Source organism: Actinomadura chokoriensis, assembly GCF_041463665.1.
GTDB classification, from domain to species: Bacteria; Actinomycetota; Actinomycetes; order Streptosporangiales; family Streptosporangiaceae; genus Spirillospora; species Spirillospora chokoriensis_A.
The window spans coordinates 125874-139066 of record NZ_JAXCEJ010000013.1; the positions used below are offsets into that span (position 1 = coordinate 125874).

Annotated in this window: 15 protein-coding genes; 7 read left to right on the forward strand and 8 right to left on the reverse strand. The window is 72.9% G+C overall.

From position 1 onward, the window contains the following. The first annotated feature begins 81 nt into the window (after window positions 1–81). Window positions 82–603, forward strand: a complete 522-nt coding sequence (locus SM418_RS20835) for a YbhB/YbcL family Raf kinase inhibitor-like protein (protein WP_371942749.1) — start codon at window positions 82–84, stop codon at window positions 601–603. On the opposite strand, the gene SM418_RS20840 is transcribed toward SM418_RS20835, so the two are convergent. The 5 genes from SM418_RS20840 to SM418_RS20860 are packed head-to-tail and all read right to left on the reverse strand — an operon-like array spanning window position 591 to window position 5217. Then, window positions 591–1394: an ABC transporter ATP-binding protein gene (locus SM418_RS20840; RefSeq protein WP_371942750.1), complete on the reverse strand. Its 804-nt coding sequence runs from the start codon at window positions 1392–1394 to the stop codon at window positions 591–593. The genes SM418_RS20835 and SM418_RS20840 overlap by 13 nt on opposite strands. After that, entirely contained in the window at window positions 1391–2416 is a 1026-nt protein-coding gene (locus tag SM418_RS20845) for a FecCD family ABC transporter permease (RefSeq protein ID WP_371942751.1), read from the reverse strand. Before SM418_RS20845 ends, SM418_RS20840 begins: the two co-directional genes overlap by 4 nt. Beyond that, window positions 2413–3402 (reverse strand): FecCD family ABC transporter permease, encoded by a 990-nt coding sequence (locus SM418_RS20850; RefSeq protein ID WP_371942752.1) that lies wholly within the window; start codon window positions 3400–3402, stop codon window positions 2413–2415. Before SM418_RS20850 ends, SM418_RS20845 begins: the two co-directional genes overlap by 4 nt. Further along, window positions 3392–4222 carry a siderophore-interacting protein gene (locus SM418_RS20855; RefSeq protein WP_371966088.1) on the reverse strand — a complete coding sequence of 277 codons (831 nt, stop codon included), beginning with the start codon at window positions 4220–4222 and terminating at the stop codon, window positions 3392–3394. The genes SM418_RS20850 and SM418_RS20855 overlap by 11 nt, the downstream gene beginning before the upstream one ends. Then, window positions 4219–5217: an ABC transporter substrate-binding protein gene (locus SM418_RS20860; protein WP_371942754.1), complete on the reverse strand. Its 999-nt coding sequence runs from the start codon at window positions 5215–5217 to the stop codon at window positions 4219–4221. Before SM418_RS20860 ends, SM418_RS20855 begins: the two co-directional genes overlap by 4 nt. 115 nt (window positions 5218–5332) lie before the next feature. Here SM418_RS20860 and SM418_RS20865 point away from each other — a divergent pair, with 115 nt between their 5' ends. Beyond that, a complete protein-coding gene (locus tag SM418_RS20865) occupies window positions 5333–6163 on the forward strand; it encodes a helix-turn-helix transcriptional regulator (RefSeq protein WP_371942755.1) in 831 nt (276 codons plus the stop codon). Here SM418_RS20865 and SM418_RS20870 read toward each other — a convergent pair. Beyond that, complete coding sequence (locus tag SM418_RS20870; RefSeq protein WP_371942756.1) at window positions 6109–7098, reverse strand: ArsR/SmtB family transcription factor; 990 nt, start codon at window positions 7096–7098, stop codon at window positions 6109–6111. The genes SM418_RS20865 and SM418_RS20870 overlap by 55 nt on opposite strands. 59 nt (window positions 7099–7157) lie before the next feature. Between SM418_RS20870 and SM418_RS20875 the strand changes: the two genes are divergently transcribed. Continuing rightward, window positions 7158–8348, forward strand: coding sequence for an MFS transporter (locus SM418_RS20875; RefSeq protein WP_371942757.1), 1191 nt, complete (start codon window positions 7158–7160; stop codon window positions 8346–8348). Here the strand turns inward: SM418_RS20875 and SM418_RS20880 are convergent. Together SM418_RS20880 and SM418_RS20885 are read right to left on the reverse strand one after the other, a co-directional pair. After that, a complete protein-coding gene (locus tag SM418_RS20880; RefSeq protein ID WP_371942758.1) occupies window positions 8284–8661 on the reverse strand; it encodes an SCO4225 family membrane protein in 378 nt (125 codons plus the stop codon). The genes SM418_RS20875 and SM418_RS20880 overlap by 65 nt on opposite strands. 101 nt (window positions 8662–8762) lie before the next feature. Continuing rightward, window positions 8763–10049, reverse strand: a complete 1287-nt coding sequence (locus SM418_RS20885) for a KamA family radical SAM protein (RefSeq protein WP_371942835.1) — start codon at window positions 10047–10049, stop codon at window positions 8763–8765. A gap of 463 nt (window positions 10050–10512) precedes the next feature. On the opposite strand from SM418_RS20885, the gene SM418_RS20890 reads away from it, so the two are divergent. From SM418_RS20890 to SM418_RS20905, 4 genes are all read left to right on the forward strand, one after another. Next, window positions 10513–11238: a DUF998 domain-containing protein gene (locus tag SM418_RS20890; RefSeq protein ID WP_371942759.1), complete on the forward strand. Its 726-nt coding sequence runs from the start codon at window positions 10513–10515 to the stop codon at window positions 11236–11238. Then, complete coding sequence (locus SM418_RS20895) at window positions 11235–12263, forward strand: alpha/beta fold hydrolase (RefSeq protein ID WP_371942760.1); 1029 nt, start codon at window positions 11235–11237, stop codon at window positions 12261–12263. Before SM418_RS20890 ends, SM418_RS20895 begins: the two co-directional genes overlap by 4 nt. Further along, window positions 12260–12631 carry a hypothetical protein gene (locus tag SM418_RS20900; protein WP_371942761.1) on the forward strand — a complete coding sequence of 124 codons (372 nt, stop codon included), beginning with the start codon at window positions 12260–12262 and terminating at the stop codon, window positions 12629–12631. Before SM418_RS20895 ends, SM418_RS20900 begins: the two co-directional genes overlap by 4 nt. A 95-nt stretch (window positions 12632–12726) precedes the next feature. Then, the gene (locus SM418_RS20905) at window positions 12727–13137 is read left to right on the forward strand and encodes a hypothetical protein (RefSeq protein ID WP_371942762.1); all 411 of its coding nucleotides are present in this window, start codon (window positions 12727–12729) and stop codon (window positions 13135–13137) included. Window positions 13138–13193 lie beyond the last annotated feature (56 nt).

Genomic DNA, 13193 nt, shown 5'->3' on the forward strand with positions numbered 1-13193 from the left:
CGGCGTCAAGACGTGATCCTCCACTGATAGAGATGGGAGTGACAGTTCGATCTGGCTCCGATCCCTGATGAGGAGGCCGCCATGCCCGGCAAGCCGCCGCTCCCGAGCGAGTTCCTGCCCGAGGTCCCGTCGTTCACCGTCACCAGCGACGACGTCACCGAGGGCGAGGTCTTCGGCCACAAGCACGTGTACGACGACTGGGGCTTCGACGGCCCCAACCTGTCCCCGCAGCTGAGCTGGTCGGGGTTCCCGGCGGAGACCAGGAGCTTCGCGGTGACCTGCTTCGACCCGGACGCCCCGACCGGCAGCGGCTTCTGGCACTGGACGCTGTTCGACATCCCGGCGGACGTCACCGAGCTGCCCACCGGCGCGGGCGCCGCCGACACCAAGGTCGGCGTGCACGCCCGCAACGACTTCGGCAAGAAGGAGTTCGGCGGCGCCGCCCCGCCGCCCGGTGACCCGCACCGCTACGTCTTCACCGTCCACGCGCTGGACGTGGAGTCGCTCGGCGTCGACTCCGACGCGATGCCCGCCGTCGTCGGCTTCAACATCACGGCGCACACCCTGGCCCGCGCCACGATCATCCCGCTCTACGGGGTCTGACCGGGCTCGCCCACGGCGGCGTCCGGGACGATCATCGGGGTGCCGGTGACCGGGTCGGGGACGATGACGCAGGGCAGGTCGAACACCTCCTTGATCAGCGCCGTGTCGACGACGTCGGCGGGCGCGCCCTCGGCGACGACGCGGCCGTCGCGCATCGCGATGAGGTGGTCGGCGAAGCGGCACGCCTGGTTGATGTCGTGCAGCACGGCGATGATCGTGCGGCCCTCGTCGCGGAGCCGGGCCAGCAGGGTGAGCAGCTGGTACTGGTGGGTGATGTCGAGGAACGTGGTGGGCTCGTCCAGGAGCAGGTAGGACGTCTCCTGGGCGAGCACCATCGCGATCCACGCGCGCTGCCGCTGCCCGCCGGACAGGCTCTCCACCGGCCGGTCGGCGAGGCCGGTGACGCCGGCCGCGTCCATCGCCGCGGCGACGGCCCGCTCGTCCTCGCGCGACCAGGTGGACAGCAGCGCCTGGTGCGGGTAGCGGCCGCGGGCGACGAGCTGCCGCACCGCGATGTTCTCGGGCGCGACGAGCCCCTGCGGCAGGAACCCGACCTCGCGGGCGATGGCCTTCGGCCGGTAGGCCCGGACGTCGCGGCCGTCGAAGGTGACCCGGCCGGACGCGGGCGCCAGCAGCCGCGCGAAGGAGCGCAGCAGCGTCGACTTGCCGCAGGCGTTGGCGCCGACGACGGCGGTGAACGCCCGGTCGGGGACGTCGACGGTCAGGTCCGCCGACACCACCCGCTCGCCGTAGGCGAGGGTGATGCCGGCGGCGGACAGGCGTGCCGTCACGGCCGCCTCACCTCCATGATCAGCAGCCAGACGAGGTAGCTGCCGCCGAGCGCCGTGGTGACGACCCCGACCGGCAGTTGCACGGGGGCCAGCACCGTCTGGGCGGCGAGGTCGGCGGCGAGGAGCAGCAGCGCCCCGGCGAGGGCGGCGGGCAGCGCCGGGGTCCCGGCCGCGCCCGCGAGGCGGCGGCCGATCTGCGGGGCGGCGAGCGCGACGAACACGATCGGCCCGGTCGCGGACGTGACGGCCGCGGTGCAGCCGACCCCCGCGAGGACGATCAGCAGCCGGTACCGGTTCAGCGCCACCCCGGACGTCGCGGCGACGTCGTCGCCGAGCGCGGCCTGGCCCGTGGTGTGCGAGAGCACCGCCACCAGCAGCGCGAGCGCGCCGAGGATGAGGAACGGCGTGCGGACCTCGGCCCAGTCGAGGCCGTTCAGCGAGCCGGCGCTCCAGCCGGTCGCGGCGATCGCCACGTCCAGGTCGGCGCGCAGCACGATCCAGGAGTTGGCGGCGGTCAGCATGGCGTTCACCGCGATCCCGATCACGACGAGCCGCAGGCCGCTGAGGCCCGAGCGCAGCGACAGCGCGTAGACGGCGGCGGCCGCGGCGATCCCGCCGGCCAGCGACCCGGCCGCCAGGCCCCCGGCGGTCCCGCCGAACACGGTGATCGCGATCAGCACGCCGGTGTAGGCGCCGGCGTCGAGCCCGATCACGTCCGGGCTGCCGAGCGCGTTGCGGGTGACGTTCTGGAAGATCGATCCGGCGATGCCGAGGGCGGCGCCGAAGACGAGCGCGGCGAGCACCCGGGGCAGCCGCCACTCCCGGACGATCAGGACCGCGTCGCCGTGCCCGGCGAGCCCGGCGAGGACCTCGCCCGGCGGGTCCCAGGCGTCGCCGCGGCAGAGCGCGACCAGGGCGAGGGCGAGCGCGGCGGCGGCGAGCGCGCACGACGACACGAGGGTGCGCCGCTCGACCAGCGCCGACAGCCGTCCCGCGCGGATCACCAGCGGTGCGGTGCTCACAGCGCCACCGCCCCGTACCGGCGGACGACCCAGATCAGCGCGGGCCCGCCGAGGAACGCGGTGACGATGGCGACCGGGACCTCTCCGGTCGGCAGCAGCACCCGCGATCCGATGTCGGACACGAGGAGCAGGACGGGGCCGAGCACCATCGTGTAGGCCATCAGCCACGGGATCGAGCCGCGGGCGGCGCGCCGCGCCAGATGCGGGACGATCAGCCCGACGAAGGCGATCGGCCCGGCCAGCGCGGTGGCGGCCCCGGCGAGGACGGTGACGAGGGTGAGCACCGCGACCCGGATCCGGGTGACGCGGGCGCCGAGCGCGTGCGCGACGTGCTCGCCGAGCGCCAGCCCGGCCAGCGGGCGGGTGGCGAGCAGCGCCCCGGCCAGCGCGACGACGATCACCGCGAGGGGCAGCGCGTACGGTGTCTGCTCGCGTCCGGCGAGCGACCCGACCGACCAGAACCGGTACCGGTCCAGGACGTCCGGGTACACCATGCGCAGGCCGAGGGAGAGCCCCGACAGCACGAATGTGAGGGCGACGCCGGCGAGGACGAGCCGCAGCGGGGCCGTCCGGCCGACCCCGTAGACCAGCAGCGCCGCGAGCACCGCCCCGGCCAGCGCGAGCGCCAGCCGGGCCGGTTGCGACGCGGCCGCGCCGAACACCGTGCCGAGCGAGATCGCGAAGCCGGCGCCCGCGGTCACCCCGAGGATGCCGGGCTCGGCGAGGGGGTTGCGGGTGAGGGTCTGCACGAGGCTGCCGGACATGCCGAGCGCGGCGCCGACGACGACGGCGATGATCGTCCGGGGCACCCGGATGTCGCGGACGATCACCTGCTCGTCGGCGCCGGTGTAGCCGGTGAAGGCCGCCCAGATGGCGCCCGGCGGGACCGAGCCCGCCCCGACGGCCACGCTCGCGAGCGCGAGCGCGGCCATCAGGAGGACTCCCCCGGCCAGGAGGGCGGCCCGGCGGGTCCGGTCAGTCTTCAAGCCCCGCCACTCCGCGCTTCCAGTAGCCGGTGAACAGCGCGTCCATCCGGTCCGCGTGCTCGCGCGCCCACGACCGCAGCGGCTTGATGGCTCCGGCCTCCCCGGCGGCGAACAGGAACGTCCGCGAGGCGGGGGCGCCGAGCGCCTTCACGGCGTCGGCGAGCGGGGACGGGTCGCCGCCGGAGGCGAGCCAGGTGACCTCGACGCCGTCGCGGTCCGCGAGCGGGTAGGCGTGGTCGGCGGCGTCGCCGGTCTCGACGACGACCCGGGCCGACACGTCCGGCGGGGACTCCTCAAGCCAGCGCGCGGTGGCGGGCAGCGCGGTGGCGTCGACGGCGAGGACGTAGCGGTCGTAGGTGTGCGGGAACGCCTTGGCGCCGGGCGGGCCCGCGATCGTGACCTCCTCGCCGACCCGGGCGTCCGCCGCCCAGGCGGAGGCGAGCCCGCCCGGATGCAGGACGAAGTCCAGGTCGAGTTCGAGGGCGTCCGCGTCGTAGCGCCGGATCGTGTACTTGCGGCTGCGCGGCGACGGCTTCGGCCAGTCGAGGGAGAGGTCGGCGTTGGCGACGGGGACGCGGCGCGTCCCGTCCGGGTCCGGGAACACGATCTTGACGTGGTCGTCGGCCTGGTAGGTGTGGAAGCCGGCCAGGTCCGGGCCGCCGAGGGTCAGCCGCACGATGTTCGGGGTGATCTCCGCGCGGCGCAGCAGCCGGACGGTCCGCACGCCGATCGGGTAGCCGATGCGGCGGATGCCCGAGCCGGCCCGGTGGTGCTCGCGGACCCGGCCGCGCGGGTCGTGCCGCTCGATCACGCCGCTCACTTCTTCAGGAGCGGCGCGAGCGCCTCGTCGATCGCGTCGAGCGTCCGCATGGCGGAGGCGTAGGTCGCCGCCTCGGTGTAGCGGATCCCGAACGTCTTCCCCGACTTGACCGCCGGCAGGTTCTTCCACAGCTTGGAGTCGAGGGCGTACTTCACCGCCTCGGCGGGCGTGCCGTCCGGCTGCACCGAGTAGGTGACGGCGTCGACGTCCCCGAGGCTGTCCGGCAGTTCCTCGATCGAGGGGTACTCGCTGACGTCGGCCGCGCCGCCGCCCTTCTTCTTGACGGTGCCCGGGTAGTCGAGGCCGACGTCCCCGGCGATGTTGGTGCCCCACGAGCCGGCGAACTCGCGCATGAACGTCCCGGCGGAGACGTCGCCGTAGGCGCCGACATGGCCGAACTTCAGCCCGGCGAGGGCGTCCTTGTACTTGGCCTTGAGTTCGGCGGCCTTCTTCTCGTAGTCGGCCTTGGCCTTCTCCAGGTTGCCGCTCTGCCCGGCGGCGTCGGCCTGGCGGCGGGACAGCTCGCGCCAGGCGGACGGGACGGTGGGGCCGATGACCGCGACGGGGGCGATGGTTTCGAGCCGCTTCATATCGAGGTCGCCGAGCGCGGGCTTGGGGACGCCGATGACGATGAGGTCGGGCTTGGCCGTGGCGATGGCCTCGTAGTTGGTCTCGGCGGCCGTCTCGCCGGCGACCTTGGAGAGGCCGTCGTAGGTCTTGCGGTCCTCGTCGGTCATGAGCGGCAGGCCGCGCTTCCAGGACGAGATCCCGACCAGCTTCGCGTCGGCCTCGATGAGCGCGGGCACGGCGTAGCCGGTCGCGACGACCCGCTGCGGCTCCGCCGGAATGGTGACCTTGCCGTTGTCCGCCTCGAAGACCCGGGTCCCGGCCGCCCCGGCGTCCTTGCCGCCCGAGTCCCCGGAACCGCAGGCGGTCGCGAGGACGAGCGCGGCGGCCACCGCTCCGGCGAGTCTCCAAGGCTTACGAGAATGCATGGTCGTTCCTTTGTCGGTTTCAGGGATGCGCGCAGTCCGCACCCGCTGACATGGTCGAATGCATAGTTAGGTTAGCCTTACTTAACCCACGTCCATATCGCTGAGAGGACACCCTGTGCCGGTCACGGGTCACGTTGGGAACGATCCCGAGTCATGCGAGGAGTACGGCTACGGCCTCGGCGCGCCGGACGGCATCCTCGTGCTCAAGTACCGGTCGGCGAACGCGCTGGCGTTCGGCGAGAGACGGCAGGACTTCCTGCACCAGCTCTACTGGTCCCCCGACGGGCCGCTCGCGACGATGCACGGCTCGTCCGTCCGGTTCGCCGGGCCCGGCGAGGCGTACTGGGTGGCGCGCGCTGTGAGCTGCGACGTGCGCGCCGGCGACCGGCAGACCGTCTACCGGATCTGCGTGCGCGAGGTTCCGCCCGCCCTGGCCGGTCTCCGCGCCGGCCCGGTGACCCTGGACGCCGAGGCCGCCCGGCTGATCCCGGCGATCGCCCGCCGGACCTGCGACGAGGCGACCGCACTGGCCGCCCGCCGCCGCATCCTGGCCGGGCTCGGCGCCCCGCCGGCCCTACCAGCGCCCGCGGAGGTGCGGGGCGTGGGCTTCGCGCTCACCGTAGCCCGCGCCCTCGCCCACGACCCCGCCGACCCGACCCGCCTCGACGAGTGGGCCGAGCGCCTCCGGGTGAGCGCCAAGACCCTGCAGCGCGACTTCCAGCGCGAGTACGGCATGCCCTACACCAGGTGGCGGACGCTCCTGCGCCTGCGCGCCGCCAGGGTCCTCCTGGACTCCGCACCGGTGACCAAGGTCGCCCACCGGGTCGGCTACGCGAGCGCGTCCGCGTTCATCACGGCCTTCGCCAAGGAGTACGGCACGACCCCCGGCGACTACGTCGCCCGGGACGCATCGGCGAGGACGTCCCCGACGGCCGTGCGCCGGTAGAGGACGGACCGGCCGCTGCGCTCCCTCAGAACGAGCCCCGACGCCCGCAGGACCGCGAGATGGTCGCCGACCCCGCCGAGGCTCATCCGCAGCCGGGCGCTCAGCCAGGTCGTCGTGGCGGGCTCGGCGAGCAGGCGCAGCAGGTCGGCCCGGGTGCGTCCGATCAATCTGGCGAGCGCGTCCTCCTCGCGCGGCTCCCGGCTCTCATACAGGGCCGCCACTCCCCTCGCCCGGTACATCAGCGTGTACGGCCAGTCCCGCTCGACCGCGAGGCCCAGTTCGGAGAAGACGACGGGCACGAACATCAGGCCCGCGCCGCCGAGCCGGCGGGTGGCGTCGCCGCCGCCGGCGACGTTCACCTCGATCACGCCGTCGCGCCAGCGCACCTGGCGTGACAGGCCGTCCAGCGCCTCCGCCCAGCCGTAGGCGGCGAGCCGCCCGGCGCGGTGGACGATGTCGCGTTCCAGGATGGACCGGACCACCGGCCAGTCCGGCTCCAGCAGGGCACGCCAGGCGGTCTCCAGTCCCGTGGCGAGGCGCGCGACCATGTCGGGGGCGTCCAGCACGTCCCGGACGGCGGCGTCCGGTTCCGGCAGGCCGACCAGGTTCCGGGCGATCTCTCCGCGCGCCTGGCCGAGGGGGGTCGCCCGCACCGTGGCCAGTTGCTCGGCGACCGTGAGGTTCGGCCGCGCGGGCGGCGGGCTGACGAAGTCGGCCATGTACCCGAAGCGGCGGCGCAGGAACACGAGCGTCCGCACGGCCGGGTCGGCGGCGATCGTCAGGTACCGGGGGCGCGCTCGCTCCACCCATGGGCGCAGCGGGTCGGCCGGCACCCGCCCCGCGGCCAGGCCGAGCGCGTTCATCGTCTCCAGCAGCGGCGCGATCCCGAACCGGCTGGCGGCGATGTCTCCGGGGCCGACCTCGATCCGGTACATGTTTCGCTCCTCCGCGAAACATTGTCCAGGACGTCCGGCGGTGCCGGATAGTCCCCGCCATGACGGCTCCCCCAACGGCGTCCGCGCGGTACCGCGACGTGTTCGGCGTCCCCGAGTTCCGGGTCCTGTTCGCGCTGCAGTCGCTCCTCGCGGGCGGCGAGGCGATCCGCATCATCGCGCTGTCCGCGCTGACCTTCGAGCAGACGGGGTCCTCGCTGGCAGCGGCCGCCGTGTTCGCGGCCGGGATGCTGCCGTACGTGGTGGGCGGCGCGCTCCTGCTGTCGCTCGCGGACCGGCACCCGGCCCGCCGCCTGCTCACCGCGTTCCACCTGCTGAGGTTCACGGTCACCGCCGTCTTCGCGTCCGGCGGCGTGCCGTTCTCGGTGACGCTCGTCCTGCTCACGGTGGTGGGCCTGTTCGCGCCGGTCGGGTCGGCGGCGATCCACGGCAGGCTGCCCGCGCTGCTGCCCGGCGACGCCTACGTGCTGGGCCGTTCGCTGTTCACCATGACGGCGGCAGGTGCGCAGGTCGCCGGACTCGGCCTCGGGGGGCTGCTGCTGTCGGTGCTCGCCCCGTCCGGGACGCTCTGGCTCGCGGCGGGAAGCGCGGCGCTTGCCTCACTGATCGCCCATTTCGGGCTTCCGGCCACGCGGCCCGCGGGGCGCGCGGCTTCCGGGACGGTGCGGGAGACGTGGCGGGTCAACCGGCTGCTGCTGGGCGCCGGGCCCACCCGGGGGCCGCTGCTGGCCGGCTGGCTGCCGGTGTTCCCGTCGGTCGGCGCGGAGGGCGTGATGATCCCGTACGCGACGGGCATCGGCCGTCCCGGCGCCGCCGGGCTGATCCTCGCCGCCGGGGCCGCCGGGATGTTCCTCGGCAACCTCGTCGTCGGGCGGTTCGTGCCGCCGGACCTCCGCGGACGGCTGACGCTGCCGCTGGCCCTGCTGGCCGGCCTTCCGCTGCTGCTCTTCTGGTTCGGGCCCGGCCTCGCCGCGGCCTGCGCGCTGATGGCCGCGACCACCTTCGGGCTGGGCTACGAACTGCACGTCCAGCGCCGCCTCGCCGACGCCGCGCCGGAGCCGATCCAGGGTCAGGCCATGGGCCTGGCGAGCACGGGCCTGATGACGGGCCAAGCCGTCGGCATCGCCGCCGCAGGCGGGCTGGCCGATGCCATCGCGCCCGGCCACGTCATCGCGCTCTGCGGCGCCGCCACCATCGCCGCCTGCCTGTGCCTCGTCCGGCACCTGCGCTGATCCCCTTGGCGGACGGCCACAGCAGCCATGCCTGCACGAGACCCGCGCCGGTCGTCACCGTGAAGAACAGGATGGTGTCGAAGGGCTCCGGCAGGGTGCCGAGCGGCTCGATGGCGATCAGGCCGAGGGCCGACAGCGGGCTGGTGACGAAGATGATCCAGATGCCGATGAATCCGGGGTCGTCCGCGAAGAGGATGACGGCGAGGACCACCGCGCTCGTCACGACGACGATGGCGGCGTACACGGCGGCCAGGACGAGCCGGACCCGGTCGGCCGGGCTGCGCTCCGCAAAGGAGAGGAAGTGGGGGGACATGCGGTCATCCTTGCCGCGCGACAAGGACCGCGGCCTGAGCGTTCCTACTCAGGCGAGACCGGCCACGTACTCGGTCCGTCCGTGGCCGGGCTCGACTGTGCCTACTTCTCCCAGGGGAAGCGGTCGGTGAAGGCGGGCTTCAGATCGTCCAGCCAGACCGCGTTGGGGTCGTACTTGGCGAAGAAGGGCTTGCCGACCAGTTCGGCATCGCGGCACTGGATGAAGTGCAGCGCGAATACCTGCTCGCCCATCAGGTCGAGGACGCCGTCCACGCAGACCTTGCCCGGGGTCGCCGACATGGACGGCCCCCGGACGGTCCGGGAGAGGCCGGACACGTTCTTGTAGGCGTCCCGGAAGATGTCGTACGCGCGGCCGAGCGGCACGGCGAAGTAGTCCTGCGGGCCCGTGTCACGCTCGACGAACATGTAGTACGGGACGAGACCCATCCGCGTCTGGACGCGCCACATGGTCTCCCAGGTCTCGGCGTCGTCGTTGATCGTGCGGATCAGCGGCGCCTGGGTGCGGATGACGGCGCCGGTGTCGCGGATGCGGCGGCACGCCTCGGTGACCATGAGCGGTTCGAGTTCGCGCGGGTGGGTGAAGTGCGCCATGAACGCGAGGTTCTTGCCCGACTCCACGACCTGCTCGAACAGGCGCAGCATGTCGTCGGCGTCCGGGTCCGTGACGAACTTCTGCGGCCAGTAGGCGAGCGACTTCGTCCCGATCCGGACGGATTCGAGCTGTTCCAGGTCGAGCAGCGGCTCGACGTAGCGGCGCAGCACCGTCTCGCCCATGATCATCGCGTCGCCGCCGGTGAACAGGACGCTCGTCACCTCGGGATGGGAGACGATGTAGTCGCGGAGGGCGGTGACGTCGTCGCCGGCCATCTTCAGGTCGGCCTCGCCGACGAACTGGGCCCAGCGGAAGCAGTAGGTGCAGTACGCGTGGCACGTCTGCCCCTGCTTGGGGAAGTACAGGACGGTCTCGTCGTACTTGTGCTGCATCCCGGGGATCTTGCCGTCGCCGAACGTCGGGATGTTGAGTTCCATCTGACCGGCGGGGTGCGGGTTCAGCTTCATCCGCACGCGGTGGGCGGCGGCCTCGATCTCGGCCTTCGGGGCCTCGCGGCGCAGCAGGTCCGACAGGTGGGCGACGTCCTCGGCGGGGAGCATGTCCTCCTGCGGGAAGACGAGCCGGTAGATCGGGTCGTCGGGCGCGGCCGACCAGTCGATGAGCTCCTCGATGACGTAGGCGTTCGTCCGGAACGGCAGGACCGTCGCCACCGCCCGGGTCGCGAGCCGCTGGTCGGGCGACAGCCCGGCGCGAGCGGTGAGCTCGTCCAGGTGCTTCGCCGTGAAGGCGCGGAACTTGCGACCGGTCGATCGCATCGCGGGAGCCGCGTCGTTCACCAGTGTCACGTGTTGGTACTCCTTGCTGTCAGCGGGGAGAGCGCACCCCGGGCGCGTCGTCACGGACGGTGATCAAAAGTGCCGGGGACACCCCCATTCAACCCGTTGAGATGGGTTCATGCCGAATTCATACCCCCTACTGGGTGCGGGCAAAGGCTGGTCAAGGGACGATCCAGGCAAATCGCCTGGACATCATCCTTGACGGCTCGTCTCTTGTACAACGACTACGGGACGTCAACTTCTCCGTCAGCGGGCGGCGAAGTTCCGGTCACCGGCGCAACCCGCCGCCACCGCCGGCGGCGCTGCCAGCGGATACACAGGAACCGGCGGCCCCGGTCCCCACCGGCCCCGATCTTCGGAAATACTGGGCCGGGCGGAACCGAGCGGCCGGGTCGGCGCGCGCGACAGGGCGCGCGCGATCCGGGCGGCGTGAGGGGGGCCGGTGGACTCTGACGTACGGGACGGGCCGGGCATCGTCCCCATGCGCGTCGTCGTCCTGGCGACGGTGGCGGCGATCACCTACTCGACGTTCCTGCTGGAGAATCTCCTCAGCCCCAAGCTCGACTTCTTCAACGGCTATGTGAGCGAGCTCTCGGCCGCCGACCAGCCGTTCCACCTCGTCTACAGCGCGGGCGACTTCGTCACCGGCGTGCTGTCGATCCTGGTGGCGATCGGGACGCTGCGCAGGCTCACCCGCAAGCCCCTCGCCACGGCGGGGTGGACGTTCCTCGGGCTGTTCGGCGTGTGCGCGATCGGCGACGCGTCCTTCCCGCTCGACTGCGCGCCCAGCCTGGAGACGTGGTGCGCGCTGCGGGAGCGCTCCGAGCACGTGTCGTTCTCCCACGAGTTCCACTCCTTCACCAGCAGCGCCGTGATCGTCTGCGGGGTGGCCGCGCTGCTGCTGCTGTCGCTCGCCGCCCGCCGCTACGGCTGGTGGCCGGCGCTCGCCCGCTGGGGCTGGCTGCTGGCGCTCGCCGAGTCGGTGTCCGCGCTGGGCACGCTCGTCGCGATGTACCTCGGGCAGTGGCTCGGGGTCGTCCAGCGCGTCCAGATCAGCATCCTGTGCCTCGGGCTGCTGGTCATCGCGTGGGCGCTGTACGCCGACCGGCGGGACGCGGCCCGCGCCGCCCGCGACACCCCCTCGGCACCGGAAGGGGCGTGCGTATGAGCGAGGTGCGTGTGAGCGAGGTGCGTATGGGCGAGGTGCGTATGGGCGAGGTGCGTATGGGCGAGATCGTGAACGTCGGGCGCGAGCAGGTGCACGTCGTCGAGTCCGGTCCGGCGGACGGGCCGCCGCTGCTGCTGACGTCCGGGCTGGGCGGCGCCTGGTTCGACTGGGCGCCCTCGGTCGAACTGCTGCGCGGCGAGCACCGCGTGACGGTGTTCGACCGTCCCGGCCTCGGGCTCAGCCCGGCCGGCGTCTCGCCGCCGTCGCTGCGCCGCGACACCGCGATCCTGGAGGCGCTGGCGGCGCGGGCCGGCGGGCCGGTGATCGTCCTCGCGCACTCGATGGCCGCCTTCCACACCGAGGCGCTGGCCAGGCTGCGTCCCCGCCTCGTCCAGGGCATGGTGCTCGTCGACCCGAGCTACGAGCGCGACCCGCGCGTGCGGGTGCGGCTCGCCCGCGCGCTGACCCCGGCGGCCACGGCGACCGGCGCGTTCCTCAGCGCGACCCGGCTGGCCGGGATCGCCGGGCCGTTCGGACGGCGGCTGGTCCTCAACCGCACGAGCCGCCGCGACGAGGCCGTCCCGGACGCCGTCGTGCGGTCGGTGTACGGGCGCGGGACGGTGATCGGCACCGTCATCGCGGAGGAGCTCGCCTACCGGGAGACGGCCGCCGACCTGGTCCGGTTGCGCGAGCGGCATCCTTTCCCGGACGTCCCGCTGGTCGTGGTGACCGCGCTCGGCGATGTGGGCGACCCCGGCAAGAAGCGCGAGTGGGCCGAGGGCCACGAGCGGCTCGCCCGGATGAGCCCGCGCGGCAGCCGGGTCGAGCTGCCGGACGCCCTGCACATGGTCCCGCTCGACCGTCCCGACGTGGTGGCCGACGCGGTCGCCGACGTCCGGGGAGCGAAGGCGAAGGGCCATGCCGGGGAGCGCGGTGAGTCGTCGCCTCGCGAGGAGTCGCCGCGCGAGGAGTCGCCGCGCGAGGAGTCGCCGCGCGAGGAGTCGCCGCGCGAGGAGTCCGCATGAGAAGGGTTCCGGCCGCCGCCCTCGCCGTCCTGCTCACGGTGACCATGTCCGGCTGCAAGGTGATGCAGCGGATCTCGGAGGGGGCGTACAAGAACGCCATCACCGACGGGGCCGTGGACGAGCTCAAGAACCGCGGCATCGAGCTGCGGGAACGCCCTTCCTGCAAGTCTCCGCAGGCCAACACCGACTCCGTGGTGCGGGTGAACTGCACCGCCCGTACGCGGAGCGGGGAACCGGTCACCGTGGAAGGCGTCGCCTACGACGCGGACACCGGCAGCCCGCGCGAGACCTACGTCATCACCGTCGGCGGGCAGGAGTTGCTGCGCAAGAACTGCCTCGGCCTCGGCTGCGAGAACCCGAAAGCCTGAGCCTGCCGCACGGCAACGAATCCGCCTACGGAACGGAAAAATCGGCTACCTGACGCATATGTTCCACTACCCTCGGTGACGTAGCCGGTGTGAAGATGAGTCGTAAGAAGGCCCTGATCCTGGGCTCCGCCGCGCTCGTGGTGCTCGTGCTGGCCGCCGGCGGCGCGTACCTCGCGCTGTCCGGCGGCAAGGAGCTGAAGTACCAGACGCAGGCCGCGCTCCGCAAGGCACTGCCGGTGACCGCCGCCGCCGAGCTGCACCAGCGCGGCGTCACGCTGGCGGCGCCGCTGAAGTGCTCGGACCTGCCCGGCTGGACGAAGGAGAAGCTGCGCGTCTCCTGCGCCGGCACCACCTCGGACAGCAAACCGGTCCAGGTCATCGGCAGCGGCGAGAAGGAGACGCAGAAGGCGTCCTACACGATCCTCGTGGGCGGGCATCCGGTGGTGCAGAACGCGTCCTGCCTGGGCGCCGACTGCCGGTCCGGGGAGGCGAACGGCGGGAGGTGATGATCGCCACTCCCGGCGAGCGCAGTCAAGGCGGGTGAGAGGACGCCATACGATGC

Bases quoted from the DNA above. Each gene is read 5' to 3' on its own strand.
- SM418_RS20835 (WP_371942749.1), top strand. From the start codon at position 82: ATGCCCGGCAAGCCGCCGCTCCCGAGCGAGTTCCTGCCCGAGGTCCCG.
- SM418_RS20860 (WP_371942754.1), bottom strand. From the start codon at position 5,217: ATGCATTCTCGTAAGCCTTGGAGACTCGCCGGAGCGGTGGCCGCCGCG.
- SM418_RS20870 (WP_371942756.1), bottom strand. From the start codon at position 7,098: ATGTACCGGATCGAGGTCGGCCCCGGAGACATCGCCGCCAGCCGGTTC.
- SM418_RS20875 (WP_371942757.1), top strand. From the start codon at position 7,158: ATGACGGCTCCCCCAACGGCGTCCGCGCGGTACCGCGACGTGTTCGGC.
- SM418_RS20880 (WP_371942758.1), bottom strand. From the start codon at position 8,661: ATGTCCCCCCACTTCCTCTCCTTTGCGGAGCGCAGCCCGGCCGACCGG.
- SM418_RS20885 (WP_371942835.1), bottom strand. From the start codon at position 10,049: ATGCGATCGACCGGTCGCAAGTTCCGCGCCTTCACGGCGAAGCACCTG.
- SM418_RS20895 (WP_371942760.1), top strand. From the start codon at position 11,235: ATGAGCGAGGTGCGTGTGAGCGAGGTGCGTATGGGCGAGGTGCGTATG.
- SM418_RS20900 (WP_371942761.1), top strand. From the start codon at position 12,260: ATGAGAAGGGTTCCGGCCGCCGCCCTCGCCGTCCTGCTCACGGTGACC.
- SM418_RS20905 (WP_371942762.1), top strand. From the start codon at position 12,727: ATGAGTCGTAAGAAGGCCCTGATCCTGGGCTCCGCCGCGCTCGTGGTG.